This window comes from Vibrio sp. 1457 (assembly GCF_033340195.1).
Taxonomy (GTDB): domain Bacteria; phylum Pseudomonadota; class Gammaproteobacteria; order Enterobacterales; family Vibrionaceae; genus Vibrio; species Vibrio alginolyticus.
Genome location: NZ_JAWOWA010000020.1, coordinates 1 through 25,539, shown reverse-complemented (window position 1 = coordinate 25,539; position 25,539 = coordinate 1). Strand labels below are relative to the sequence as shown.

Sequence of the window (25,539 nt, the reverse complement as noted above, 5' to 3'; positions counted from 1 at the left end):
AAAACACACAATGTCACGTTATAAGTGTGTGATTCACTTTGCCCCATGAGCTCGCTTTGATATAAAGGCAAATAGAAATTTTCCAAGATGTACCTATTAATGCAAATAAGTCACTTCAACCGGCTCAAGCGCAGTGCTCTAATTTTAGTTTCTGTTCTTTTGCTCTCTGCTTGCCAGATTGAGTCGGAGCCCAAAAGTGAATTTGAAAAAATTCAAGAACGTGGTGTGCTTCGTGTTGGCACGCTAAACAATCAGCTCTCCTACTACATAGGTCCCGATGGTCCCGCAGGGTTGGATTACGAATTGGCGCGTCAGTTTGCGGAGCAGCTCGGCGTCAAACTCGAGATTAAACCAGCCTTTCGCCAGGCTGAGCTTTTTCCTGCTCTTAAGAAAGGAGATATCGATATCATCGCTACGGGTTTAAATCAAACGTCACAAGCAGTCAAACGATTTAGACCAGGCCCTGCCTATTATTATGTAAGCCAACAAGTGGTATATAAAAAAGGGCAACTTCGACCACGTGATATCGAACAACTCATTGAATACCAAGCCTCGAAAGACGACGAGTCCGACGAAGATACAAATGCAGGCGCTCAAACATTAAAGATCGTTGAACAATCGCAATATGTTCCGACCCTAACAGCGTTAAAGAAGCAGTATCCAGAACTTCAGTTTGAAATTGTTGGTGATGCTGACACGAGAGACTTACTCAAATACGTATCGAAGGGTGAGTTACGTTTTACTGTGACTGATTCGGTGGAACTTTCCCTAGCTCAACGCCTTTACCCCGATCTTGCGCTCGCGTTCGAACTTACAGAAGATCAACCTGTGTCTTGGTTTACTCGACGTTCTGAAGACGAAAGCTTGTATGCAATGCTGATAGAGTTTTTCGGTAACATCAAACAATCAGGAGAACTGTCCACCCTCGAAGAGAAGTACATTGGTCATATTGAAGCATTTGACTACGTTGATACTCGCGCATTCATTCGAGCTCTGGATGACAAATTGCCTAAGTGGGCACCTTTATTCCAAAAGTACAGCGAAGAGTTCGACTGGCGCTTAATTGCAGCATTGGCGTATCAAGAGTCACACTGGAAACCAACAGCAAAATCGCCAACGGGTGTTAGGGGGATGATGATGCTGACTCTGCCAACGGCGAAAAGCGTCGGGGTAACAAACCGTTTAGACCCTGAGCAATCTGTTCGTGGTGGTGTCGAGTACTTACGTCGCATTGTAGGTCGCGTGCCTGATAGCATCAACGAGCATGAAAAAATATGGTTTGCGTTAGCTTCATACAATATTGGTTACGGCCACATGATGGACGCACGACGACTCACCAAAGCACAAGGTGGCGATCCGAACGCTTGGGCCGATGTAAAAGATAGGCTGCCTTTACTGCGTCAGAAGCGCTATTACAGCCAAACTCGCTATGGGTACGCCAGAGGCGATGAAGCGCGTAATTACGTAGAAAATATTCGACGTTACTACCAATCCATCATTGGTCATGTCAGCCAACAGCCAGCGATTGATGAGAATAGCGATGACTTGCAAGTGATTCCGCCGCTCAACCCCGACATTTTGATATCGGGCGCAGTAGAGACCGTCGTAGAACAAGTCTCTGGCGCTTCTGACGTCACGGTTGAAGAAGACACCGAACAAGAAAGCATTGAAGAATAAACCCGCGGTAAACTAAAAAATGACGAGCCTATGAAGCTCGTCATTTTTGTTGAGTCCTAACGAAAACTTATCTAGACTCCAATATTCTGAGTGACACCAACCACACTCAACCATTCCTTTGGTTGGTCGCCTTTTCTTCATCGTTAGTAAAACTGATTGCTTTGTAACAGATTACTTTACAACCACATGGTTTAGCTCACTTGATGAAGCGGCGCTTTCGGCTACACTCTGCCGAAATAACGTCACTCCTATTATTAAGCATCGTATTGAAATTGTTTGCTGGCTCTGTGCAATGCAGAAGTCAAATGAAGAACGTTTAAACCATACAATGTTTAGTGCGATTATCGAGCCTATTGCCAAACATCGATGAGCCGCGCTTTACTGGTATAAGTCTTGTCTGCAGGAGGTTTTGAATATGAGAAGACGTAGAGTGCAGTCAAAGCGTTTAAATAACACAGTAGCTGCTATCCGACGTAAACGTAAACTGACATGTATGAAAAAGAAAGTAAGTTCACGTAATCGTGTTTTTGTACATTTAGTCAATCACTAGTGCGTCCAAGCAAACATCTACCACGTTGTAGGTGTTTGCTAGCCCTCACTACTCCCACTACCTTGCTCGCTCTCTCGATTTTCTAATGCTTTTTGTGCTTGCTTCTTCGCTTTAATTTCCTTTCGGCGACGCTTAAAAAACGCTTGTAGCTGAGTGCGGCACTCATCTTCTAGCAGCCCCTTTTCAACTAAGGCGTAATGGTAAGCGGCTTGGCTTTCAAACAAATTAAGCACTGTTCCTGCAGCTCCAGCTTTTAAATCTGGCGCTCCAAAAACAACCCGCTTAACGCGGCTATGCAATAAGGCTCCGGCACACATTGGGCATGGCTCAAGTGTTACATATAACGTCGTATCCAGAAGGCGGTAATTTTCTAGCTTTTGGCCTGCTTTACGCAGTGTTTGGATCTCAGCATGTGCGGTAGCGTCATGGGTGCCAATAGAGCGGTTCCAGCCCTCAGCGATAATTTCACCATCTTTGACAAGCACTGCGCCGACAGGTACTTCCCCCTCAGCTTCTGCTTGCTCAGCAAGCTCCATCGCTCTGCGCATAAACAATTCATCTTGAGGGGAAAACGGATGGTTAGACAAAGGAGGCTCCAAAGAAACAAAAAACGATTGAAGTCAGGAATTTTATCACCAACTTCGGTTTCACTACAGCAACACATCACGGGACAAAGTCTGCAACTCTAAAAAACTAGTTACAAGACCTATCGATGTTCGTTTTACGAGAACAAAAAAGCGCAGATCGAAGACCTGCGCTTTTTGGCTGCCAATTAGCGGCTTTCACACCCTACACGTTTTTACATTGTGTAAGTGTAAGGAGCTTGAATGCCTAGCGGGATACCTACCATCCAATAAGCAACTAGGAAGATAGACCAACCGATCAGCATTGCGATCGAGAATGGCATCATTAGTGACGCAAGCGTACCGATACCAGCCGACTTCACATAACGCTGACAGTAAACCACTACAAGAGGGAAAAATACCATTAGAGGCGAAATGATGTTCGATACAGAGTCCCCCACACGGTAAGCCGCCTGAGACAGCTCAGGCGAGATACCAACCGCCATTAGCATTGGCACTAGGATTGGACCAATTAAAGCCCATTTTGCAGATGCCGAACCAATAAGTAGGTTTACAGACGCGGTTAGAAGTATCATACCGATGATGGTCACTTCACCTGGTAGGTTCATCGCTTTTAAGCCTTCTGCGCCATACAACGCTAGCATCGTACCGATGTTTGACTGAGCAAATGCAGATAGGAACTGAGCACAGAAGAACGACATAACAATGTATGCGCCCATGGTTGACATAGTATCAGCCATCGCTTTGATAATGTCGTTGCTGGTCTTGAACGTTCCAGACACTTTACCGTAAACGTAACCAGGAATGATAAACAGAATAAAGATCAACGGCACGATAGACTTCATTATCGGTGCTGAGAAGGCAGTAATTTCACCTTCAGGCGAGCGAAGTGCTGATGTTTCTGGAATTAACGCTGCAACAAGTAAAGCAATACCCGCCATCATTGCCCAACCTGCATAACGGAATGCTTTTGATTCCAGTTCAGTAAATGAACCTAGGTTTGGCGCGGTTTCCGCATCATCATCAATTGGCATTTTTGATAAACGAGGCTCGATGATTTTCTCTGTCACGTACCAACCAATCCCCACAATAATGATAGAGGATAGGCCAGTGAAGAAGATGTTCGCTAATGGGTTAACCACATATTCAGGATCAAGAACCTGCGCCGCAGTTTGCGTAAAGCCAGCCAATAGCGGATCGATACCTGAAGGGATAAAGTTTGCAGAGAAGCCACCAGATACACCTGCAAATGCTGCCGCAATACCTGCTAAAGGGTGACGACCTGCCGCATGGAAGATAATACCGCCAAGAGGAATAACCAGAACATAGCCTGCATCTGCCGCAGTATGCGATACAATGGCAACCAAAATAAGCATTGGAGTAAGAAGCTTAGCTGGCGTGAAGTTCAGCATCTTCTTAAGACCCGTCGTAATAAAGCCCGAAGAATCTGCAACACCCACACCTAGCATTGCGACAAGTACGATACCCAGTGGCGCAAAGCCAGTAAACGTCGTCACCATGTTAGCAAGGAAACTTGCTAGCGCTTCGCCCGTAAGTAAGTTGGTGATAGTAAGAGCTTCGCCCGTTCGAGGGTTTGGAAGATCGAATGATACATTCGACAAAAGTGCTGACGCCGCCCAAGTAATGATCAATGCCCAGAAGAACAAAATCGCAGGATCAGGAATTTTGTTACCTGTCCTCTCGATAAAGTTTAAAAAGCGCTCCATCCCGCTCGGCTTCGATGATGGTGCCTTATTTACAGCTTGGTTACTCATGGTAACTCCATAGTGAATGATGTTGGTGCCAAGGCCTATTTGAATAATTATAACGACCTACTATCCAACGAGTATTCTAGTAAACACTAATGGAGAAAGCACAAGGTTCTAGATTTTTTTTCATAATTGGAGACATATTTTGCAAAAACACCACTTCAATTAAACATAATAAAAACAGTAGCACATCAACTCAATTAACAGTTCAAAAACCATTTATTAACCGTGACAAATCCGGTATCAAACAGGAATTACACCCGCATTTGTCTCAGCCCATGTATGCAATTGAACTTAGTTTTCGAATTCACTGTACTGTGAAGTCATAGTTTTCAGCTGAACGGATTGCGTCTGCCCCATTCTATCTTCCCAACTTGTTGTGATGATGATCGTCTTTAGTGAACCTGATACAGTAGCAGGTGGCACATCCCACTCCACCGTGTACGCTCCAGTGGCGGAAGATCCTGTCACGATAGAGGCAAAACTGGCAGTAGAAATCGTAGAAAGCGCATCCGAAGCACCACGCGTTCGGAACCATTCGAGTTGGTTTTCTGCTAGACGAAGTGCTTCAATACTTTTTATGGCATATTCAGATTCACGTTCTAGATACACGTTTAGCTTAGTTAAACCTAGAGCCCCAACACCGATAAGCAGAAAAGAAATTAGAACTTCAAGAAGGTTAAAACCTTTTTGTTTAGAGATCATTCCAGGAGCCTCGCTGCCACTTTAGTTTCTCAATGTACTTGCCGCTCTTTCCACCATTGTAGGCAGGTATCAAAGATCCATTTAATTTTATAGTTCTATCTTCTGCATCTAACCCTATCCCGCCATCAAGCTTCAATGAACCATCTAGCAAAAAAGCATATTTATTAAAGTCATTATTAATATCATGCTTGTGAAAAGAAGTAGGGGTTACACCTATATCATTTTTAGAATCAAAAAGATCAATCCATATTTCTTTAACATCCAACACAGTTGGCTTTGAAAGGTATTGGTAAAGAAGTCCATCAAAATAACTCATACTTTGACTGTAGAGAACACCATCATAAATAATAAGCTGAATAGCATTATCTACAGGCTGAGTAGTAGAACCAAAAATATTTCCTGATATTGCGCAACTGCCATCGACCCAAAACCTTCGTTTTCCAGCAGCGTAAGCATTAGCTAACTTAGTATGGCATGACTTAACCCAACCTTTAGGTGTCTTACCGCTAGCAATTACAACGCCAACAGGATCCGCTTTAATCTCGTTTTTGAGTTTTGCTACGTTAACTGCGTTGAAATCCATAGTGAATAAGTCTTTGAAAACCGAAATATTTGCAACATTTTCTTTGATATCTTCATTTTTATTCGAAGTGCTAGTAGTAGCTAGGTAGGTTGGACGTTTGGTTTCTTCAAATAAATTGGATTTGTGCGAATTCTTACAAGTAAAGCTAGGAGCCCCTAAAATCCCAGTAGCATGACTACTGACTGAACTGTCCACCGTCAGAAAGTGCTCATCAGAACCACTTACACTTGCTACATAACTCACGGTTCCACCAGCAATAATAGATGTACACTCACTGTCAGACGACAAACCTTTTGCTTTAGGGACAAAGTGCATTGAGCCAGTAAGCTCTACCGACGCACTCGTTTTTAGTACAGCACCAAGGCCGTTCCCTGTCGAAATTATCACTTTACTTAAATTTGTATTTCCCTCTTTAGATGTAACCAAATATTCATAATCGCTGAGTTTTTTTATCGTAGTAGATACTGTACAGCCTAGTAAAGTAATTGTTCCGGAAGGAGGAAGAACTAACATCTTCTCCTTTATTTGTGCAAAAGCACATTCCAGTCCTCCTTCAGCCTTCCAATGTTCTTGTCGAGCTTTTAGTTCATTCTGAGCCACTTTTAATTGAAAAAATACTCCCTTTGATGATGCGAGAGATGTAATCAAAGCAAACAATAATAGTATGGATGTTACTAACAACGTCGTGTACCCAGAACATCCAAATTTAGATCTCATTGCCAATTCCTTTGCTTAATTGAAAACTCTGCAACTTGATTAATTACGCCATCTACAGTTTGTAAAGCCAAAGTAACATCCGTTACAGCGCTAATATTTGTGCCATTCGTTACGACATCAGAATTTACTGTAAAACTCGTCACTTGAAAAATATCTTCATCAAATAAAGAACGACAAAAATCCACACCATCAAAAGACAGTATTTTGGCTTGGGATACTACGCCATTTTCACAGATTACAAGTTTGCTATCTCGCTTCTCATACTTAATATTTCTATAGTTTTTATTTAGCGGAGAGTCATCTCTAAAATAAACAAAACCAATAGAAGATGCACCACTGATTGTAATTGTTTCCAAGGCTCCGGATAATTTAAGAGACATACCATGACCACCATCATAACCAGCCCTTTGAATATCTTCTTTCATAACAGATAAAGTGATATTAAGACTTTGCAATAAATTTAGCTCTAAGCTTTTTTCTTTTGCTGTTTTTTGTAAACTCAAGAATATAGAGCCCACTACACTAAGAACAATTAACCCAATTAAAGAACTAATCATTAATTCAATTAAAGAGCTACCTATTTGATAGCGTTTGTTAGCACTGACGGTAATCATATAACTTCGCTCCAGAATTACTACAAATCTTAATCCTCCCAGGAGGGTTTGAGATCTTTGCTTGTAGTTTTATGTTTTGAGCATTGGTTGGGAAAAACTCTATATTTCCTCCTTGGGGCCGTCCACGGACCTCATCGAAGCTTATTTTTTGATTATCGTAACTGTGCTTCAAAGATAATTCAGAGTATGCGGAGCCGGAAAGGTTTAAGATTACTCCCCCTGAGCCGCTAGATGAGTCAGTTAACTGTAGAGACCATGCCCCTTGACTGACAACAACGTTTTTAGCCATGGAGAAATGTATATATAACTTTTGATTTCTCATTACCGCCTCGGACTTACTTTGGCTTAGAAAACCAGCTAATTCAGTTGCCAATCGCTGCATTTGCACAGTTTGTGAAACACGGCTAAAGCTTGGAGCTGCAAACGCCAATATAATACTCAGTACAGCAACAGTAATAAGAAGCTCCAACAACGTAAACCCGCGAGGCATTTCCCAAATTCCTATGTAAACGGCAAAAGGGCCGTAATTCATCTTGCACAGATGCTATCACCTGCCAAAAATAGGCGGAAAAGTGAAAAGGAAACTACTCGTGATGATTCGAATTTCTCGTTGTAACGGCTACAAAAAAGGATTGAGAGGGATGACATTGATCGAATTACTGGTAGCTGTAGTGATTGTCGGGATCATTGCTGCAGTCGCATACCCCTCTTACACTAATCATGTAATCAAGTCTCATAGGACGGTTGCCTTGAGCGATCTTAGTCGAATTCAGCTAGAGCTAGAGACATCTTATGATGGTGGGTACGACTGGAGTCATATTCTCTCTGGAGGCACATGCACTCTATGTGACTCAGACACAAATAGATTTTCTTTCGATATTGCGAGCTCTGCAAGTACGGCCTATACCATTACAGCAACAGCAAAATCGGCTCTGGGACAAGACGACGACGAGTGCTTGACTGGTTCTAAAACGATTACTTTAACGTCAACAAATGTCGAAGAACCAAGTGATTGCTGGAATTAGGAAGAACACCGAGATGCAAAAAGGCCTGCATTTTAGCAGGCCTTTGTATTTGTGCTTTTCACTAACGTCTTAGCTGGTTAAATCATCAAAGAACTTTTTCACACCGTTGAAAAAGCCTTCTGATTTAGGCTTGTGCTTTGTCGCCGCTTCACCACCACAAGACTCTTCAAACTCTTTGAGCAGTTCTTTTTGGCGTGAGCTTAGGTTTACTGGTGTTTCAACAACCAACTTAACAATAAGATCACCAACACCGCCACCGCGAACGCCTTTCACACCTTTACCACGCATACGGAACATACGACCTGTTTGCGTTTCTGAAGGCACTTTTAGGCTTACGCGACCATCTAGGGTTGGTACTTCAACTTCACCACCTAGAGCTGCCATCGCAAAGCTTACTGGCACTTCACAGTATAGGTTGTTGCCATCACGCTCGAAGATATGGTGCTCTTTCACGTGCACTTGTACATACAAGTCACCCGCTGGTGCTCCCATTTCTCCCGCTTCACCTTCGCCAGATAGACGAATACGGTCGCCAGTATCAACACCTGCTGGGATCTTAACGTTAAGTGTTTTTGTTTTCTGCTTACGACCTTGACCATGACACTCATTACAAGGGTCTTTAATGATTTTACCTTTGCCGTGACAGGTAGGACAGGTTTGTTGCACTGCGAAGAAGCCCTGGCGCATCTGTACTTGACCATGACCATGACAGGTACCACATGTTTCAGCAGATGAACCTTTCTTCGCGCCACTACCATCACAGGTATCACAGTGTACTAGTGTCGGTACTTCGATCTCTTTCGTTACACCACGAACCGCTTCTTCTAGCGTCAATTCCATGTTGTAACGTAGGTCAGCACCTCGCTGGGCACGGTGGCCACCACCGCCACGACGACCACCACCAAAGATGTCACCGAATACATCGCCAAAGATGTCGCCGAAATCAGCACCGCCGCCGCCAAAGCCGCCGCCACCGAAACCACCGCCGCCTTGTTCAAAAGCTGCATGACCGTATTGGTCGTACGCCGCTTTCTTTTGAGGGTCGGTCAGAACTTCGTACGCTTCTTTTACTTCTTTAAACTTGTCCGCCGCAGAATCATCACCCTGGTTTCGGTCTGGGTGGAATTTCATCGCTAGACGCTTATACGCCTTTTTGATATCGCGCTCTGAGGCATCACGGCTTACGCCTAATACTTCGTAAAAATCACGTTTTGACATGTTCTTCGTCACCAGTTAATTACTACAAACGGCATCGATTCACCGCTTGGTGTTTGTATCGTTCTAGGTAAGTGCACTTGTCTGCAACATACTTAACTAGAAAGACAGCGTTTACAAACAGACGGGCGTAAGAGTTGCCCCAAACGCCCGCACACGAAGTCTTATCGACCCCAGATGGCTATGCAGCCATCTGGTTAAGAAATATTATTTCTTGTCGTCTTTAACTTCTTCGAACTCAGCATCTACAACGTCGTCTTCTTTAGACTGTGCACCTGCGTCAGCACCTTGTGCTTGCTGCGCTTGAGCTTGTTGTTGAGCGATTTCCATCAGCTTTTGAGAAGCAGTCATTAGTGCTTGAACTTTAGCATCGATAGCTTCTTTGTCTTCGCCTTTACGTGCTGTTTCTAGCTCAGAAATTGCTGCTTCAATCTTCTCTTTCTCTTCTGCAGGTAGCGCTTCACCAGCTTCTTCTACTTGCTTACGAGTACCGTGAATCATTTGGTCAGCTTGGTTACGTGCAGTCGCTAGCTCTTCGAACTTCTTGTCCGCTTCTTTGTTAGCTTCTGCTTCTTGAACCATTTTCTCGATGTCTTCATCGCTTAGACCGCCAGAAGCTTGGATAGTGATCTTCTGCTCTTTACCAGTCTGCTTGTCTTTCGCAGACACGTGTAGGATACCATCCGCATCAAGGTCAAACGTAACCTCGATTTGTGGCATACCACGTGGTGCAGGCTGGATGCCTTCTAGGTTAAATTGGCCTAGAGACTTGTTGTACATCGCTTGCTTACGCTCACCTTGTAGAACGTGGATAGTTACCGCGCTCTGGTTGTCTTCCGCTGTAGAGAAAACTTGGTTCGCTTTAGTTGGGATAGTTGTGTTCTTCTCAACTAACTTAGTCATCACGCCACCCATTGTCTCGATACCTAGAGACAGTGGAGTTACGTCTAGTAGTAGTACGTCTTTAACGTCACCAGCAAGTACACCACCTTGAACTGCAGCACCCATTGCTACTGCTTCGTCAGGGTTTACGTCACGGCGCGCTTCTTTACCAAAGAACTCAGCAACTTTCGCTTGAACCATCGGCATACGAGTCTGACCACCAACTAGGATTACGTCAGTGATGTCGTTTACTGATAGGTCAGCGTCAGCTAGAGCTACTTTTAATGGCTCAAGAGAGCGTTGTACTAGGTCTTCAACTAGAGATTCTAGTTTTGCACGAGTCACTTTAATGTTCATGTGCTTAGGACCAGTTGCATCTGCAGTAACGTAAGGTAGGTTTACGTCTGTTTGAGAAGTAGAAGAAAGCTCGATTTTCGCTTTCTCTGCTGCTTCTTTAACACGCTGCATTGCTAGTGGGTCGTTCTTAAGGTTGATGCCTTGCTCTTTGTTGAACTCATCAACCAAGTAGTTGATTAGACGGTTATCAAAGTCTTCACCACCTAGGTGAGTATCACCGTTAGTTGCTAGAACTTCGAATGTTTTCTCGCCTTCAACTTCATCAATTTCGATGATTGAAATATCGAATGTACCACCACCAAGGTCGTATACCGCGATAGTGCGATCGCCGCCTTTCTTATCTAGACCGTAAGCTAGTGCAGCTGCCGTTGGTTCGTTGATGATACGTTTAACTTCTAGACCTGCGATACGGCCAGCATCTTTTGTCGCTTGACGCTGAGCATCGTTAAAGTAAGCAGGTACTGTGATAACTGCGCCAGTTACTTCCTCACCAAGGAAGTCTTCAGCAGTTTTCTTCATTTTCTTAAGAACTTCAGCAGAAACCTGAGGAGCTGCCATTTTTTGGCCTTTCGCTTCTACCCAAGCATCACCGTTGTCAGCCTTAACGATTTTGTAAGGCATGATTTCGATGTCACGCTGAACTTCTTCGTCTTCAAAACGACGACCGATTAGACGCTTAATTGCAAATAGCGTGTTTTCTGGGTTAGTTACTGCTTGACGTTTCGCTGGTTGACCTACTAGCGTCTCACCGTCAGTGTAAGCAATAACCGATGCAGTAGTACGTTCGCCCTCTGCGTTTTCAATTACACGTGGTTTGTCGCCGTCTAATACAGCAACACATGAGTTAGTAGTACCTAAGTCAATACCAATGATTTTACCCATCTGGCTATCTCCGAATAAATTCTATTTTCGTTTGGTTATAACCCCAATGTGGGGGGAGGAGAATCGGGTTTCAACCCTTGCTCACAAACAAAAATAATCAATGTTTGCTTCTCTATGCCACATAGATAAGGGCGGCAAAATGCTTTTCAAGGGCAGAATTAAAAAAAAGCGTCTTTTTTCGAAATTTATGTGTTTCTTTCTGATTAGTTGGGAACTCGTCACACTGCTGTAGCGCAACAAAACGTCATTTCCCAGATAAATTTATTTATGCCCGACTCTTCCTAAATAAAAAACGAGCTCATAAGAACTCGCTTCAATATTAGGGTTAAAATAAATTATTCAAGGTATTAGGCGTTCGCTTGAGCAGGCTCAGCATCAACACCTTCTTCTTTACCTATCTCACCTTCTGTTTTTGCAACAATGGTGTTCACTGCCGTGTCGCCGACAACGTTCGATGATGTACAGAACATATCATTAATACGGTCGACCGCTGCAATGATTGCCAAACCTTCAGGTGGTAAGCCTAGCTGGTGAAGCAAAACGCCTACCATTACCACGCCGCCCCCAGGAACGCCGCCAGCACCAATAGATAACAGAAGAATAGTTAAGCCAAGTGTAAAGATGTCTGCGGTGTTAATTGGCTGGCCAAAAGCGTTCGCAACAAACATCGTTGCGAGAGCAATATAGATAGATACACCAGACATATTCATCGTTGCGCCTAGTGGTACACCGAAGCCAGCAACCGATTTAGAGACCTGAAGCTTTTCTGTCAGTGTGCGCATCGTTACCGGGATAGTCGCATTTGAGCTCGCGGTAGATAGAGAGAAAAGAATCTGCTCACGAGTTGCACGTAGGAAAGTCTTTGGAGAGGTTCCTGTCGCAATACTCACTGCCATTGGGTAGAAGAAGAAGATCCAGAACACCAACATCGCAACCACCAAAGCCACGTAACCGGCAACGGACATTAATGTATTGGCGTTTAGCGTTGCACCTAGTTGAATCATTAGTGCGAACACACCATATGGTGCAAGACTCATCACTAATCCAACCAATTTCATCATGATTTCATTTGCCATTTTGAATGTGCGAATAGCTGGGCCACCACGAGAATCCAAAGCTTGAATTGCAAGCCCCGTCAAAATTGCCATAAAGATGATTTGCAGCATGTCGCCGCTAGCAAACGCTTGTACAGGGTTGCTAGGAACAATGTTAACAACTAAAGAGAAAATGTCCGGCGTCTCTGTCGTTGTCAGCTGTACAGCCTCAGATACCGTTCCTGCTAGATTGGCGCCCGCTCCTGGCTGGAAGATCAAGCCGACAGTCAAAGCCGCCGTAATCGCAATGATGGTGTTAAGAATGTAAAGGGTAAAAGTTTTTCCACCAAGACGACCAAATGCACTGATGTCTTTCAAGTCAACAATGCCGCATACGATTGAAACGTAAACTAAAGGAACAACAAGCAATTTGATCAGTGAGACGAACATGCCGCCAACACCTTCTGCTGCTCCAAGTAGGTATGTATCAAAAATCGCAATACCGCTAAATAAGTACTGAATTGCTGTCCCCAGCACAAGGCCGGCAAACAAGCCTATAAAAATCTTACTAGAAAGCGATTTATCCATTATAAATCTCCGATATGTTGTGTTTACTATTTACATTTTTGTAGTTATATATGCTTACTTTTAAAGCATTAGTCGCAAATCATACACACCGAAGTTACAAAATAAAGTGATAATTTACATTTTTGTTAACGAAATTGTTTTGGAAAAAATGACTATATTTACATTCCTATGCAGAACAAACATTCACACAGCGAATGATTACAACCACTTATAGCCCTTTCCGTTAATAAACACGCAGCGAGATGAGAGAAAATCTCCTATAGGAAAATAATTAACCAATAGGAAAAAATATGAAGGGGATCAAATTTTCATTTATCGATATACAACGAAGTTCGATGCAGTCATTTATGTTTAAAACAAAAAAGCGCCCATCAAAAATGATGGGCGCTTTTATATTTAAAAAACAGGTAGTTAAAGTTACTTAGCAACCATTACCATTGCCGGACGAATCACACGGCCGTTTAGTTCGTAACCTTTTTGCATAACAAACATAACAGTGTTTGATTCATGATCAGGGCTCTCCTGAATCGACATCGCTTGATGGAACTCTGGATTGAATGCTTCACCTTCAGGGTTGATTGCTTTCAAGCCAAATTTCGCGACAACGTCTACAAACGTTTTATGTGTTAGTTCAACGCCTTCTAGGAACGGCTTCACAGTTTCATTCTCTGTATCTGCCGCTTGAATTGCACGCTCTAGGTTATCAATAACAGGAAGCAGCTCTTCTGCAAACTTGTTCAACGCAAACTTACGTGCTTTATCGATCTCTTGCTCAGTGCGACGACGCATGTTTTCTACTTCAGCTTTAGAACGCAACACCGCATCTTGTTGCTCTTTTACTTTTGCCTCGCTAGACAATAGTGCCGCTTCTAGTTGAGCAATCTTAGCGTCTGTCTCATCACCAAGCTCTTCAAGCTCAGCTTCAACTTCTTGTGCTTCAGCTTCTACTTTTTCAGCCTCTTCGATGATTTGATCAAGCTCTTCTTCTGTAACTTTGTTTTCTTCGTTGCTCATGATATCTCCAGAATTCAACATAATGCCCTTAAAGCCATGCGCGTTTTTGCGGGCTTTAACCACATAAAAATTCGCATATTTAGGTGACTTGCCATTATTATGGGGATGAAGATTCCTGATTCAAGCCTCTTTAATGCGGAAATGCTATGAAAAATCCATGTAACGTGATCGCGATTATCGGAAAACCAAGAGATCAACAAGCAATTCAAACTCATAAAGAGTTGTACCAATGGTTGACCTCTGAGGACTATAAAGTATTCATTGACGATCGCCTTGCCGCAATACTGGATGATATCCCACAGAGTCAGTTTGCTAGCTTAGTTGAACTAGGAAAAAATGCCGATCTAGCCATTGTGGTTGGTGGCGATGGCAACATGCTAGGTGCAGCAAGAATTTTATCCCGATTTGATGTACCAGTTATAGGCGTGAACCGCGGAAATTTGGGCTTCTTAACTGACTTGAACCCAGACGACTTCCAAGCGTCTCTGCAAGCGGTACTCGACGGTGAGTACATTGAAGAGGAGCGTTTTCTTTTAGAGGCGGAAGTACACCGCCACGGACAAATAAAGAGCCATAACGCTGCGCTAAACGAAGCCGTACTTCACCCAGGGCAAATTGCTCATATGATTGAATTTGAAGTGTATATTGATGAAAGCTTCGCCTTCTCTTTACGGGCCGACGGTTTGATTGTCTCCACTCCGACTGGCTCGACGGCATATTCACTTTCTGGCGGCGGCCCAATTCTTTCTCCTAGCTTGAATGCCATTTCACTCGTGCCAATGTTCCCGCATACATTGTCGAGTCGACCTTTGGTGGTTGATGGAAAGCGTCGAATTAAATTGGTGGTATCACCAGAAAACCGTGGAACACAAGAAGTTAGCTGTGATGGACAAGTCTCACTTCCAGTTACCCCTGGCGACGAAATTCACATCTATCAAAGTCCAAATGTACTAAAGCTCATCCATCCAAAAGACTACAGCTACTATCACGTCTTACGGAATAAGCTTGGCTGGTCTAGTAAATTGTTCTAACACTTGTTACTCAGGGTAATAACTTCAATAAAAAAGCCAGCAGCTCAATTGCTACTGGCTTTTGGCTTTCTTAGACAAGAAATAGACACAAAGTAGTGAGGCGACACGATATTTGTCATCATTAAAGAGAAGCTTATAAATTTTGATCCTGTGGGCAAACTTTACACAAAAGATAGAAAAGCAAATTCAATGATCTATGTCCGGTGATATTCTCACCATGAATAGAGTATTAACTCTATTTCATACAATCAATAAAGGACATATTATGAAGAAAACCATCATTCTGTCTGTTCTCAGTACATTAGCACTTATTGGCTGCCAATCAGAGGAAACGCAAGTCAACAGTGTGTCCAATGCAAAAGCGGAAGATATCACTAAGACGAAACGGGCCCTAGCTCAACAATTGAGTGAGAATTATGCTGCCATTGAACCCATGCTGAGAAGAGATATTACTCCGCAACAGACTAACGTGTCTGTATCAGCATTTGTTAAGCAAAACCCTAACTCAGAGTTCAGCCGCCAGCTTGTACAAGCTGACACTCAAATTCGTAGCTGGAAAGGTATTTCTGAATACTCTGATCAGTTGTTAGAAGTTCGCTTGGCAAATGAAGCCATGATAACAGCATGGCAAAGTGGCGAGGTCGAGCCATTATTTGCATTTGAACCAAGTGGTGATGATGAGAATTGGCAATACATCGAAGCATTTGATGTTTATGGCAACATCCATCAACTCGATGTTTACCAGCTCCCTGAGGTACCTGTACTTGTCGTTGATAACAATAGCTCTGCAGAGCTAAAAGCAGGCTTGCAAGCTATGCAAGCTGAGATGAAAAAACTCGGTCAACCAGCTTTAGTTCAACCATATATTGCTGATGAACAACGCCAAAATACACCGCTATTGTCAAGTAGCGCAGTGGGCGAAGCGGCTCCAATTCAAACCACGCAGTTGAAAAAGATCCGTCTAGCCGATGACAAAGAACCTTGGATCTCTGGCAAGGCAGAAATCTACGCTATCGTAACGGGCGTCAATCCAAGTCGTGATGAACCTACTCTCGATTTGGTGGAGCTTCCATACTTAGACTACGATAACCAAGATTACTATCCAAATCAGATCATTATTCACTGGTCTCGTTACCGCTGGGGTGCGGCAGACATTGTGCTCATGGAGCAAGATGACGGCACAGACTATAAACAATTGGCAAAACTCCTTGTTCAAGTTGCCGAAGAAGTATTGAAAGCGATTCCAGATCCAGAAGTTCAGGCTTACGCGATTATTCCGCAAATCACGAACAAGATCATCGACACTATCCCCGATGGTGTACTCACGAATGATGATGACTTCGTCGACGTTTACTACACTCTAATGCAAGATACTTCATACGTAGATCACCCAGGTGCAGGTGTGAATGCAGTCGTCACACTAGAACCACTAACGATTAACCCAACTCGTCCGTAACCTGTTCAATTTTAATGAGTCGTTGTAATCACATCGGCTCATTTTTCCCACTTCATCACAAAAAAACAGCCTACAAAGAAAATTTTCCCTACCTGACTTTACTGTATAAAGAAACAGTATATACTGTTCTCTTATACAGTATTGTTCAGTTATACAGGTAAATAAAATGCTGGCTCATCTAAGTGTTAATAATTTTGCGATTGTTAAGTCTTTACAACTAGAGCTTTCTAAGGGCATGACCACCATTACAGGTGAAACAGGCGCGGGTAAATCCATTGCTATCGATGCTTTAGGGCTCTGCTTAGGCGGACGAGCCGATGCCGGCATGGTGCGACAAGGTGAAGAGAAAACCGAAGTTAGCGCCGCTTTTTTATTGGACAACAACTTACATGCAACACGTTGGTTAGAAGATAACGATCTGCTAGATGGCAGTGAGTGTATTTTGCGTCGTATTATCACAAAAGAAGGCCGCTCAAGAGCCTTCATTAATGGCAGCCCTGTTCCACTATCACAACTCAAATCTCTAGGGCAGCTACTTATCAATATCCATGGGCAGCACGCTCATCATCAATTGATGAAAAGTGAGCACCAAATGGCCATGCTCGACCAATATGCTGGGCATTTAAACCTACTAAAAAGCACACGAAGTGCTTACCAGCATTGGCGTCAGGCGGATAATAACCTCAAGCAGCTAAAAGAAAATAGCCAGCAAAACCAGGCGCAAAAACAGTTGCTTGAATACCAAATCAAAGAACTGAATGAGTTATCGCTAGGTGAAGAAGAATTTGCAGAGCTCGAGCAAGAGCATAAACGACTATCCAACAGTGGTGAACTCGCCACTACCTGTCAGCAAGCCATCGAACTTATTTACGAAGGTGAAGAAGTCAATGCGCTTGGTATTTTGCAATCGGCCAATCACTCCCTAATTCAATTAGCCGAATTAGATGAAAAGCTATCTGAGCTACCTAACATGCTGTCAGAAGCGATGATTCAACTTGAAGAAACGAAGAATGAATTACGCAGCTACTTAGATGGCATCGATGTTGATCCAGCTCGTATGGCTTATGTAGAAGAACGTTTTTCTAAAGTGATGTCTGTAGCTCGTAAACACCACGTAATGCCAGAAGAACTCTACCAGCATCATCAAGATCTTCTGGCCCAAGTAGAAGCGTTAGATTGCTCCGATGAACGTTTAGATGAACTTGCTCAAGAAGTAGAACACAAGTACCAAAGCTTTCTAACACAAGCAGAAAAACTGCACAAATCACGCAGCCGTTACGCAAAAGAACTGAACAAACTGATCACACAAAGCATGCACGAATTGAGCATGGATAAAGCAGTATTCAGTATCGAAGTTAGCAATGACAACACGCACCCATCGCCGCTTGGCATGGACAGCGTGTGCTTCTTAGTATCGACCAACCCGGGACAACCATTGCAACCTATAGCAAAAGTTGCGTCAGGCGGTGAGCTATCACGTATCTCTCTAGCTATCCAAGTGATCACCGCTCAGAAAGTAGATACACCAAGTTTAATCTTCGATGAAGTGGACGTAGGTATTAGTGGCCCAACAGCTGCCGTAGTGGGCAAAATGCTACGCAAGCTTGGCGAATCTACTCAAGTATTGTGTGTCACTCACCTCCCTCAAGTTGCCGGATGCGGCCATCAACAAATGTTTGTTGCTAAGCAAACCAAAGCAGGCCAAACCGAAACCCAAATGCACGCATTAGATGAACAACAACGTGTGGCAGAATTAGCTCGCTTACTTGGTGGTAGTCAAATAACCGACTCAACGTTGGCAAACGCAAAAGAACTGCTTATCGCCGCTTAATAAATCGACAAGGGATGAGATATGGATATCAGAGCAATACACAAAACCAACTGCTTAGATCTCATCCCTATTTTTATTGAGTTAGAACATTACTACTTCAAAGAAAAAGCTTCATCAAAACACGATCTGGTCCATTATCTAAAGAGCCAAGTCTTCTCTGAACATTCTGGTGTTAATATCATTGCGGTTTACGATAATGATGACGTCGTAGGCTTTGCATCTTATACCGTCATGTTCCCTGCCCCAAAACTCTCAGGGCAGATGTACTTAAAAGATCTGTTCGTATCTTCGAAGGTTCGAGGAAAAGGGGTTGGTCTCAAGTTAATGAAGTATCTGGCATCTTTGGCGATCAAGTGTGGATGCCAAAGGTTGGACTGGACAGCTGAAAGTAGTAACCCTACCGCAGGTCAGTTTTACCGCTCAATTGGTGCAACACTAATTCATGAAAAAGAGTATTATCGTTTTTCAGGTGATGCATTACGCGAATTCGCCAAAACCGACTAACGAGTCACTAGGCTTGGCTCACCGCTGAAAGCGTCCATCACCCTATCTCCGATTGAAATGTGCTCTTCGTCACCTAACTAATACGTCATGTGGTGACATTTACCGCCTAATATCGGTGAATAAATGCAACTCAACTCAAAATTCGTTGTCAGATTGTCTACCATACGACGCATAGCTTTTTACATCTGCGTCGAGCTTGTTTATTATCAGCGCAGTATTTTAAAGGTTACTAAGAAATTATTATGCAATTAAAGAAGTGGTTAGTTGCCGTACCATTAGCAATGACATTGCTGACAGGATGTTCGGTATTGGAAAGACTGGTTTATCGTATTGATATCAACCAAGGCAACTATGTAGAACAAAGTGCGGTTGATAAATTAAAGTTTGGGATGACTAAAGCACAGGTTCGCTTCGTATTAGGGTCGCCAATGCTTATTGAAAACGGCTATCCAAACACTTGGTATTACATCTATCATCATACTCCTGGCCATGGCGAACCAGTACAGAAAGATCTGATTGTAAACTTTAATGACCAAGGCACACTCGCAGACATCAGTGGTGACTTTCCAAAAAGTGACGCATTTTACGAGCAAATTCAGTAAACTGACTTTTGCAAAAAAACCTCCCGTTTGGGAGGTTTTTTATTATATAGAAATCACGTTAGTCAAACTTTGAGTAACTCACATGAGCTATTGGGTTTATATTAATCCTGCTTATTTTTACGTACAGAACTAGGCTTGCCACCGGTGACTGGGTCTGCACTTCCCTCGGCTTTAGCCTGCTCCGCCCTTTTACGGCGAATCTCTTTCGGATCGGCGAGTAACGGACGATAAATCTCTATTCGGTCTCGATCTCGAACGGTCGCATCCAACTTCACGTTACGACTAAACACACCCACTTTGTTCTTGGACAAATCAATTTCAGGGTACAACTCCAATACACCGGATTGTCGAATGATCTCTTCTACCGTTGCGTGATTATTTACCACTAAGTTAAATACACGCTGTTCATGAGGAAGAGCATAGACAACCTCAACGTGAATCATATCTGACTCAATACTCATAACACTCGTAGACCTGTTTTGCGCGTTTAGTAAATGCATTTACCATATTACTAGTAAGCTCGTTAAAAATCTTACCGAAGGCCATCTCAATCATTTTACTTGAGAATTCAAACTCAAGCTTTAGTTCAACCTTGCAAGCTTGCTCATCTAGCGCGGTAAAAATCCAACCACCACGCAACGTCTTAAACGGGCCATCCACCAAGTTCATCATAATTGCCTGACCGGGGATCAACTCATTTGAAGTCGTAAACGTTTTGCTGATTCCAGCCTTCGCCACATCGACAGAAGCCACCATACCATTCCCCGAAGACTCAATGATTCTAGAGCCCGAGCAACCAGGCAGAAATTCAGGGTATTTAGCAACATCATTAACCAGATTGAACATCTGTTCGGCGCTAAAAGACACAAGCGCAGAACGGCTGACTTGCTTCATACATACTCCTATCGATACATGTACAGATTTAAAGCTACTCGCCAATTTTACTTTTATTCCACGATTGCGCAAATAAAAGGATTTCCTATCCGATATCCAACCCGTATAATGACGCTATTATGGCAAAGAAAAAAACGAAACAAAAAGCGGGTAGCAATACTATCGCGCTGAATAAAAAAGCTCGCCACGAGTATTTCATCGATGATGAAATCGAAGCTGGCTTGGAGCTCCAAGGTTGGGAAGTGAAAGCCCTTCGCCAAGGTAAAGCCAATATTTCTGAAAGTTACGTATTTATGCGTGACGGTGAAGCCTTTGTGAGTGGCATGACAATCACTCCTTTAAATCAGGCATCGACACACGTTGTGGCGAATCCTACACGTGTGCGTAAACTACTAATGAGTCGTCGTGAGCTGGATAATCTATTCGGACGTGTAAACCGTGAAGGTATGACATTAACGGCCCTCTCACTGTACTGGTCTCGCTCTTGGGTGAAACTAAAAATTGGCGTAGCAAAAGGTAAAAAGCTGCACGATAAACGTACGGATCTAAAAGAAAAAGACTGGGCAAGAGAAAAAGCACGCGTAATGAAGAGCGCGCTGCGTTAATCTTGACCACTTAAACGCATAGTACTGGACAGCCAATGCTTTTCTGTTACTATGCGAATATTACCTGGGGCTGATTTAGGATTCGACGGGAATTCAGAAGTCTGAGGTGCATGCCGAGGTGCGGTAGGCCTCGTTAACAAACCGCAAAAAAATAGTCGCAAACGACGAAAACTACGCACTAGCAGCTTAATAACCTGCTAAGAGCTCTCTCGCCCTAGCTTCCGCACGTAAGACGGGGATCAACGAGGGATCAAACCCAAACGCGCTAGCCCGGATTCTCCCGCCTGAGAGATGAACGGCGAATTTTAATTCAGGCTAGTCATTCATTAGCGTGTCGGTTCGCAGGTGGGTGGCGAAATTAAAGATCGACTAAGCATGTAGTACCAATGATGAACGGTTTTCGGACGCGGGTTCAACTCCCGCCAGCTCCACCAAACGTTTGGAAAGGGCGGTAACTCTTTGAGTTATCGCCCTTTTTGTATTCACCACTTCGATATTAGGCTGTTTGTACTACATTTTGGTACTAAAACATGCGCTATTTATCTATCTCTAAATCTGGCATTTGGCAGTTTCGCTTTCAAATACCCTCAGAGCACCGACACCTATTCGATGGGCGCAGGGAAATCAAACGTTCACTAAAAACATCATGCAAAGATAAAGCTACGCTTTTGGCATTAGAACTAGAGATACAGGTTCGTCGCACCATTATATCCCCGACTGCAACCACAGCACCAAAGCAAGTCAGACCCATTCAGAACGAAAAAAAGCACCCACCAGCAAAACAGAAAAAGCTTAAGGTGTTATGCCCAGAAAAGATGCTAGAGCGCTTTTGTCTTTATAAGGCTCAGCATATTTCTCCTAAGGCCGTTGGAATGCTGAAAGCTAAGTGCAAAACCGTTCTTGATTTAGTTGGAAAATCCCATCTCCCTTTAATTCGCAGACGCGATGCAGAAGACGCAGTGCAGCTATTGCGACATTACCCCGTAAACATGAAGAAACACCCCCAGTTCAAAGGCCTAACAGCCAAGGAGGCAGTTAAACTCAATAATAGCCTTAATATGCCTACACTCAGTGAAGAGTCGGTAAAAGATTATTGTCAGAAAGCGTCAGGATTCTTTGAGTGGTGCCATTTGAACGAATTTACTGATATCAACCCATTCAAAGCAATTCGCTTCCGCAAGCAACGTAAAGATAGTGAAGCCAAAAACGCATATGCAAAAACAGACTTACAGAAAATTTTTAGTACAGAAATTCATGCGAAGGGAGACTTCATACATCCCTACTACTACTGGCTCCCTCTCTTAGCTTATTTTACAGGTGCTCGGCAGAATGAACTGTGCCAACTCTACAAAGCGGACATTTATCAACAGAGTGGTATTTGGGTGATCCGAATTGATGATCGATATGAGGGACAGAAACTAAAAAATGTAACGAGTCGTCGCGTTATCCCAATTCACCGACAATTAATAGAACTTGGATTCATTAAATACCTACACTCAATCAAACATGAGCGTGTGTTTCCTGAACTGAAAAATTCACGAGATGGTTTTGGTAGCACCGCCTCTAAGTGGTATGGACGCTTTAAAACCAAACTTGGTTTTGGCAAAGGGCATGACTTTCATTCTTTCCGTCATACGGTAGCGACACAACTTAAACAAAAGCGAGTTTCCCATATTGTGGCTGGTGCGATACTAGGTCACACCTTGAATAACATTACCTACGACCGCTACGGGAAGGATCTGAACATTGAGCAAGTGATGACTGTCGTAAACCTGATTGAACCCCTCCCCTTAGATAAGGTGCCAAACTATTCAACTGAGTGACCCTAGCGACCTCTTAAACAGTTATGTGGCTTTAATTTTGGGCGTGATTTCACGCCCAAAAAAAATAAACCCATTAGCTCTTTATTTCAAAATTCAGCTCAAAGCAACCAAATAAACAACTTAAAAACAACAACTTAAAAAACAAGTTGCAGTTAAGTATGCATACATGTATGTGATTGATAGGTTGCTAGTTTTTTTTCTTTACGGGCGTGAAAGACCTTCTTAGATTGATTGGAAAGCAATCGAATAATTAGGAACTATTATGAATTTATCCTCTTCTGTAGCACAAAGCTTACGCTCAAATTTCAGAGATACTGTAAATCTCGAAGCTATCCTCAGTCTTAAAATACCAGTGCAACGAAGCCATAAGACACTAGAACCACTAACAGGTGTCGAACTACTAGATGCTTATACAGATTCACGTATCAAACTCGGCAAATCTAAGCTAAAAAACATCCAGCAAGATCATGAACTTCTTGCGAGAGTATTGCACCTTATCGGTTTTGATGACTTAAACGAGCTTGATCGTTCAGGCGCTGAAAACGTTCGAGACGCCTTGAGCCACTATCCCACAAACGCAAAGAAACACTCTGAGTTTGCGGGACTAACAGGGTACGACGTAATCTTCAAAAATGCGGCCTTGCCAAAGCCTAAACCATGTCTATCCCTTACAACCGTCAAAGGGATAATCGAAAAATTCTCTACTTTTCTTAACTGGAGCAAAGCTCATGGATACGTTAAGGACAATGTATTCTATCGACTTCCAAAAAAGAGTGAAAAAGGTGGTCGGAAACGCCTATGCTTTTCCGACCACCACCTTGCTGCCATTTTCAACATGACAGACTACAAATCTCATCGCTACCTTCATTCTTATTACTACTGGGTACCACTATTGTTACGTTACACAGGGGCAAGGCTAAATGAAATCTGCCAACTAATCTTTGATGATGTAACTCAAGTTGATGGTGTTTACTGTCTTAAGATTAGGGAGAACTTCCAAGGGCAGAGTGTCAAAAATAGTTCATCTATCAGGCTGATCCCTATTCATAATGAATTGATTGCAAAAGGTTTCTTATCATTCGTAGATTCAAAAAACGATGGTCGTCTCTTCCCAGAGCTGCCTCTTGTTGATGGCTACTACTCGACTAACGCTTCGAAGTGGTTTAGTCGCCGTAGAGATTCATTGGGTTTAGGTAAAGGGTTAGATGCACACTCTTTCCGACACACGTTCATCAATGAGTTGAAACAGTTAGGAATTTCCAAAGAGATTATAGAGTGCATTGTTGGCCATAAACATAATTCCGAGTCGTTTGATACGTACAGTGAGCAATACCATCCTAGAATTCTTGCTCCTGTTGTTAATATGATAGATACGAGCCATACCGCATATATTCGCCCATATAATTTAGCGTGATATCTATTTAAACAGCACCACCACAACTAAAAAATATTTTATTAACCCATATATTTTGGGTGAACGGCTTCGCTCACTCAAAATTTACTGAAAGTTTATTTAATGAAAAAAAACACATTGGAAACACTCATTGAACTCGCTATCAATGAGGACTTAGATAATATTAAACAGAACGCTGCTGAGAGCGTTTTTATCTTTGACCGTTTAGTTCTCAAAGGACAGTCAAGTACTCTTTTTGCACCACCGAATGCTGGCAAAACCTTATTAATCATCAACCAACTAAAACAAGCTCATGCAGCAGGTCTTACTAACGATCTATCGGTCTTTTATATAAATGCTGATGACACTCAAAATGGAGTTATTGAAAAAACTGAAATTTTGGAAAGTATTGGGGTTCACGTGCTTGTTCCCGGATATAACGGCTTCGAATCACATTCTCTGTTAGCCATCTTAGACGGATTATCTGATGATGATGCAGCAAAGGATGTTGTGATCATTGTGGATACTCTTAAGAAGTTCGCTGACACAATGGACAAAAAACATATGCGTAGATTTGGTATCACTGTCAGAGATTTTGTTATGAGGGGGGGAACCTTTATCGGTTTAGGTCATACCAACAAAAATCGAGATGGCGACAACAAACTTGTCTATTCTGGGACATCAGATCTTGTCGAAGACGTAGATTGTATCTACATGATGGACATTAAATATGACAATACTGACGAAAATGGAACCCAAACAAAACACATTCAACTGATAAACCAAAAACTCCGTGGTAATAATGCCCTTGAGCTGACATTCGCATACCAAAAAGCAGAAAATTTGAAGTATGTTGATATGATAAATTCTGTTCGCAATATCGATGAAAACACGCATAAAAAGGCAAAATCTTTACAAGATGAAGTGTTTAAATATAATGATTATCTTGATAAGTACCCTGATGCTGTTTCATTAATAAAGTCTGTTTTAGATGGCAATAAGATGGATAAAACGGAATTAAGAGATTTTCTTTTAAAAAACACAACATATGGCCGTGACAAGTGCGCTGAAATAATTGACCGTGTATCCGGTAAGCTCATCAACTTTGAGGTTAGCGGAAAAACAGGGGCTTTGTTGCTTAATTCGATGAGAAGACATGGTAGCCCCATGTTGTTCAGTTCTTAAACAATATACTGAGTTTCAG

The 25,539-nt window shown here is 42.8% G+C and carries 23 protein-coding genes and 1 other RNA gene; 12 read left to right on the top strand and 12 right to left on the bottom strand.

What is annotated here, in order from left to right; all coding sequences use genetic code 11:
• The first annotated feature begins 99 nt into the window (after window positions 1-99).
• Window positions 100-1,677, top strand: coding sequence for a membrane-bound lytic murein transglycosylase MltF (gene mltF, locus R7Z41_RS18135; protein WP_025998701.1), 1,578 nt, complete (start codon window positions 100-102; stop codon window positions 1,675-1,677).
• Between the two features lie 588 nt (window positions 1,678-2,265).
• Here mltF and tadA read toward each other — a convergent pair.
• The 6 genes from tadA to R7Z41_RS18105 form a co-directional block, all read right to left on the bottom strand.
• A complete protein-coding gene (tadA, locus tag R7Z41_RS18130) occupies window positions 2,266-2,814 on the bottom strand; it encodes a tRNA adenosine(34) deaminase TadA (protein WP_136976140.1) in 549 nt (182 codons plus the stop codon).
• Window positions 2,815-3,026: 212 nt separating this feature from the next.
• Window positions 3,027-4,586: an AbgT family transporter gene (locus R7Z41_RS18125; protein WP_017635695.1), complete on the bottom strand. Its 1,560-nt coding sequence runs from the start codon at window positions 4,584-4,586 to the stop codon at window positions 3,027-3,029.
• A 288-nt stretch (window positions 4,587-4,874) separates the two neighbouring features.
• The gene (locus tag R7Z41_RS18120; RefSeq protein ID WP_206970860.1) at window positions 4,875-5,285 is read right to left on the bottom strand and encodes a prepilin-type N-terminal cleavage/methylation domain-containing protein; all 411 of its coding nucleotides are present in this window, start codon (window positions 5,283-5,285) and stop codon (window positions 4,875-4,877) included.
• The gene (locus R7Z41_RS18115; protein WP_064369023.1) at window positions 5,275-6,585 is read right to left on the bottom strand and encodes a hypothetical protein; all 1,311 of its coding nucleotides are present in this window, start codon (window positions 6,583-6,585) and stop codon (window positions 5,275-5,277) included. Before R7Z41_RS18115 ends, R7Z41_RS18120 begins: the two co-directional genes overlap by 11 nt.
• Window positions 6,582-7,199, bottom strand: a complete 618-nt coding sequence (locus R7Z41_RS18110; protein WP_005383755.1) for a PilW family protein — start codon at window positions 7,197-7,199, stop codon at window positions 6,582-6,584. Before R7Z41_RS18110 ends, R7Z41_RS18115 begins: the two co-directional genes overlap by 4 nt.
• Window positions 7,180-7,689, bottom strand: a complete 510-nt coding sequence (locus R7Z41_RS18105; protein ID WP_031780847.1) for a GspH/FimT family pseudopilin — start codon at window positions 7,687-7,689, stop codon at window positions 7,180-7,182. Before R7Z41_RS18105 ends, R7Z41_RS18110 begins: the two co-directional genes overlap by 20 nt.
• A gap of 103 nt (window positions 7,690-7,792) precedes the next feature.
• Here R7Z41_RS18105 and R7Z41_RS18100 point away from each other — a divergent pair, with 103 nt between their 5' ends.
• Entirely contained in the window at window positions 7,793-8,224 is a 432-nt protein-coding gene (locus R7Z41_RS18100) for a type IV pilin protein (RefSeq protein WP_017820588.1), read from the top strand.
• A 69-nt stretch (window positions 8,225-8,293) separates the two neighbouring features.
• On the opposite strand, the gene dnaJ is transcribed toward R7Z41_RS18100, so the two are convergent.
• From dnaJ to grpE, 4 genes are all read right to left on the bottom strand, one after another.
• Window positions 8,294-9,442, bottom strand: coding sequence for a molecular chaperone DnaJ (gene dnaJ, locus R7Z41_RS18095; protein WP_005381620.1), 1,149 nt, complete (start codon window positions 9,440-9,442; stop codon window positions 8,294-8,296).
• Between the two features lie 204 nt (window positions 9,443-9,646).
• Window positions 9,647-11,560 (bottom strand): molecular chaperone DnaK, encoded by a 1,914-nt coding sequence (gene dnaK, locus R7Z41_RS18090; RefSeq protein ID WP_005381623.1) that lies wholly within the window; start codon window positions 11,558-11,560, stop codon window positions 9,647-9,649.
• Window positions 11,561-11,907: 347 nt separating this feature from the next.
• On the bottom strand, window positions 11,908-13,182 hold the full coding sequence (locus R7Z41_RS18085; protein WP_005381625.1) for a dicarboxylate/amino acid:cation symporter: 1,275 nt from the start codon (window positions 13,180-13,182) through the stop codon (window positions 11,908-11,910).
• Window positions 13,183-13,599: 417 nt separating this feature from the next.
• Window positions 13,600-14,196 (bottom strand): nucleotide exchange factor GrpE, encoded by a 597-nt coding sequence (grpE, locus tag R7Z41_RS18080; RefSeq protein ID WP_021034134.1) that lies wholly within the window; start codon window positions 14,194-14,196, stop codon window positions 13,600-13,602.
• Between the two features lie 146 nt (window positions 14,197-14,342).
• Between grpE and nadK the strand changes: the two genes are divergently transcribed.
• From nadK to bamE, 5 genes are all read left to right on the top strand, one after another.
• Window positions 14,343-15,227, top strand: a complete 885-nt coding sequence (gene nadK / locus R7Z41_RS18075; protein ID WP_053302984.1) for an NAD(+) kinase — start codon at window positions 14,343-14,345, stop codon at window positions 15,225-15,227.
• Window positions 15,228-15,492: 265 nt separating this feature from the next.
• Window positions 15,493-16,683 (top strand): DUF3103 domain-containing protein, encoded by a 1,191-nt coding sequence (locus R7Z41_RS18070; protein WP_005383752.1) that lies wholly within the window; start codon window positions 15,493-15,495, stop codon window positions 16,681-16,683.
• 166 nt (window positions 16,684-16,849) lie between these two features.
• Window positions 16,850-18,514, top strand: coding sequence for a DNA repair protein RecN (gene recN / locus R7Z41_RS18065; RefSeq protein ID WP_225478063.1), 1,665 nt, complete (start codon window positions 16,850-16,852; stop codon window positions 18,512-18,514).
• Between the two features lie 21 nt (window positions 18,515-18,535).
• Window positions 18,536-19,018, top strand: a complete 483-nt coding sequence (locus tag R7Z41_RS18060) for a GNAT family N-acetyltransferase (RefSeq protein WP_005381636.1) — start codon at window positions 18,536-18,538, stop codon at window positions 19,016-19,018.
• Between the two features lie 242 nt (window positions 19,019-19,260).
• Window positions 19,261-19,620 carry an outer membrane protein assembly factor BamE gene (gene bamE / locus R7Z41_RS18055; protein ID WP_017820585.1) on the top strand — a complete coding sequence of 120 codons (360 nt, stop codon included), beginning with the start codon at window positions 19,261-19,263 and terminating at the stop codon, window positions 19,618-19,620.
• A gap of 101 nt (window positions 19,621-19,721) precedes the next feature.
• On the opposite strand, the gene R7Z41_RS18050 is transcribed toward bamE, so the two are convergent.
• Both R7Z41_RS18050 and R7Z41_RS18045 read right to left on the bottom strand, forming a co-directional pair.
• Entirely contained in the window at window positions 19,722-20,081 is a 360-nt protein-coding gene (locus R7Z41_RS18050) for an RnfH family protein (RefSeq protein WP_005381640.1), read from the bottom strand.
• Entirely contained in the window at window positions 20,071-20,514 is a 444-nt protein-coding gene (locus R7Z41_RS18045; RefSeq protein WP_005381641.1) for an SRPBCC family protein, read from the bottom strand. Before R7Z41_RS18045 ends, R7Z41_RS18050 begins: the two co-directional genes overlap by 11 nt.
• A 119-nt stretch (window positions 20,515-20,633) precedes the next feature.
• Between R7Z41_RS18045 and smpB the strand changes: the two genes are divergently transcribed.
• The 5 genes from smpB (at window position 20,634) to R7Z41_RS18020 (ending at window position 25,520) form a co-directional block, all read left to right on the top strand.
• Complete coding sequence (smpB, locus tag R7Z41_RS18040; RefSeq protein ID WP_005381642.1) at window positions 20,634-21,119, top strand: SsrA-binding protein SmpB; 486 nt, start codon at window positions 20,634-20,636, stop codon at window positions 21,117-21,119.
• Between the two features lie 66 nt (window positions 21,120-21,185).
• Window positions 21,186-21,553, top strand: a transfer-messenger RNA (tmRNA) gene (gene ssrA / locus R7Z41_RS18035).
• Window positions 21,554-21,649: 96 nt separating this feature from the next.
• Window positions 21,650-22,942, top strand: a complete 1,293-nt coding sequence (locus R7Z41_RS18030; protein WP_318136393.1) for a site-specific integrase — start codon at window positions 21,650-21,652, stop codon at window positions 22,940-22,942.
• Window positions 22,943-23,204: 262 nt separating this feature from the next.
• Window positions 23,205-24,356: a site-specific integrase gene (locus R7Z41_RS18025; protein WP_140272036.1), complete on the top strand. Its 1,152-nt coding sequence runs from the start codon at window positions 23,205-23,207 to the stop codon at window positions 24,354-24,356.
• Between the two features lie 102 nt (window positions 24,357-24,458).
• A complete protein-coding gene (locus R7Z41_RS18020; protein WP_318136392.1) occupies window positions 24,459-25,520 on the top strand; it encodes a hypothetical protein in 1,062 nt (353 codons plus the stop codon).
• The last annotated feature ends 19 nt before the right edge of the window (window positions 25,521-25,539 follow it).

Bases quoted from the DNA above. Each gene is read 5' to 3' on its own strand.
- bamE (WP_017820585.1), top strand. From the start codon at position 19,261: ATGCAATTAAAGAAGTGGTTAGTTGCCGTACCATTAGCAATGACATTG.
- recN (WP_225478063.1), top strand. From the start codon at position 16,850: ATGCTGGCTCATCTAAGTGTTAATAATTTTGCGATTGTTAAGTCTTTA.
- R7Z41_RS18045 (WP_005381641.1), bottom strand. From the start codon at position 20,514: ATGAAGCAAGTCAGCCGTTCTGCGCTTGTGTCTTTTAGCGCCGAACAG.
- R7Z41_RS18115 (WP_064369023.1), bottom strand. From the start codon at position 6,585: ATGAGATCTAAATTTGGATGTTCTGGGTACACGACGTTGTTAGTAACA.
- grpE (WP_021034134.1), bottom strand. From the start codon at position 14,196: ATGAGCAACGAAGAAAACAAAGTTACAGAAGAAGAGCTTGATCAAATC.
- smpB (WP_005381642.1), top strand. From the start codon at position 20,634: ATGGCAAAGAAAAAAACGAAACAAAAAGCGGGTAGCAATACTATCGCG.
- R7Z41_RS18110 (WP_005383755.1), bottom strand. From the start codon at position 7,199: ATGATTACCGTCAGTGCTAACAAACGCTATCAAATAGGTAGCTCTTTA.
- R7Z41_RS18105 (WP_031780847.1), bottom strand. From the start codon at position 7,689: ATGCCTCGCGGGTTTACGTTGTTGGAGCTTCTTATTACTGTTGCTGTA.
- R7Z41_RS18020 (WP_318136392.1), top strand. From the start codon at position 24,459: ATGAAAAAAAACACATTGGAAACACTCATTGAACTCGCTATCAATGAG.
- mltF (WP_025998701.1), top strand. From the start codon at position 100: ATGCAAATAAGTCACTTCAACCGGCTCAAGCGCAGTGCTCTAATTTTA.
- R7Z41_RS18060 (WP_005381636.1), top strand. From the start codon at position 18,536: ATGGATATCAGAGCAATACACAAAACCAACTGCTTAGATCTCATCCCT.
- R7Z41_RS18085 (WP_005381625.1), bottom strand. From the start codon at position 13,182: ATGGATAAATCGCTTTCTAGTAAGATTTTTATAGGCTTGTTTGCCGGC.
- R7Z41_RS18050 (WP_005381640.1), bottom strand. From the start codon at position 20,081: ATGAGTATTGAGTCAGATATGATTCACGTTGAGGTTGTCTATGCTCTT.
- dnaK (WP_005381623.1), bottom strand. From the start codon at position 11,560: ATGGGTAAAATCATTGGTATTGACTTAGGTACTACTAACTCATGTGTT.
- R7Z41_RS18025 (WP_140272036.1), top strand. From the start codon at position 23,205: ATGAATTTATCCTCTTCTGTAGCACAAAGCTTACGCTCAAATTTCAGA.
- R7Z41_RS18030 (WP_318136393.1), top strand. From the start codon at position 21,650: ATGCGCTATTTATCTATCTCTAAATCTGGCATTTGGCAGTTTCGCTTT.
- R7Z41_RS18100 (WP_017820588.1), top strand. From the start codon at position 7,793: ATGATTCGAATTTCTCGTTGTAACGGCTACAAAAAAGGATTGAGAGGG.
- R7Z41_RS18120 (WP_206970860.1), bottom strand. From the start codon at position 5,285: ATGATCTCTAAACAAAAAGGTTTTAACCTTCTTGAAGTTCTAATTTCT.
- dnaJ (WP_005381620.1), bottom strand. From the start codon at position 9,442: ATGTCAAAACGTGATTTTTACGAAGTATTAGGCGTAAGCCGTGATGCC.
- R7Z41_RS18125 (WP_017635695.1), bottom strand. From the start codon at position 4,586: ATGAGTAACCAAGCTGTAAATAAGGCACCATCATCGAAGCCGAGCGGG.
- nadK (WP_053302984.1), top strand. From the start codon at position 14,343: ATGAAAAATCCATGTAACGTGATCGCGATTATCGGAAAACCAAGAGAT.
- R7Z41_RS18070 (WP_005383752.1), top strand. From the start codon at position 15,493: ATGAAGAAAACCATCATTCTGTCTGTTCTCAGTACATTAGCACTTATT.